Below are 389 nucleotides of genomic sequence, written 5' to 3' on the forward strand. Positions count from 1 at the left end.
ACTTCTCCGGCCGAAAGTGCCGCCAACAGCCTCGTCAATGCCCGCATGAACAAGAAGCGTCAGATGCGCTGGTCTCCCATTGGCGCTCACCGGGTCCTTCAGGTCCGGGCCGCGGTTGCCGACGGCCGCCTCAAACAAGCCAAGCTTGCCCTGGCGGCTTAACCCCCACCTTTTTCCCGCTCCCTGCAGACGCCGTCGACGGCGGGAGTTGACAAGACCGCAGCGCTGCCGTTGCCGGCAGGTGGGGACCGGAAGCGCAGTCGAAAGCGAAGCGTGTCGCGATAAATAGGCCTCATATCCGGCCGCTTTGAAGGTAAGCGCTCATTTCCATGCACGTTGACGCCGCCGCCTTCAACGACGGTGGCTCAAACGGGCGCGTCCGGGCGGAT

At 64.0% G+C, this 389-nt stretch carries 1 pseudogene; it reads left to right on the forward strand.

Going from position 1 to position 389, the window contains the following annotated elements:
• Positions 1 to 162, forward strand: a pseudogene (locus tag ACWGTI_RS32780) (ISKra4 family transposase); the annotation flags it as partial.
• Positions 163 to 389: the final 227 nt, after the last annotated feature.

It is taken from the genome of Mesorhizobium sp. ArgA1, assembly GCF_053714375.1.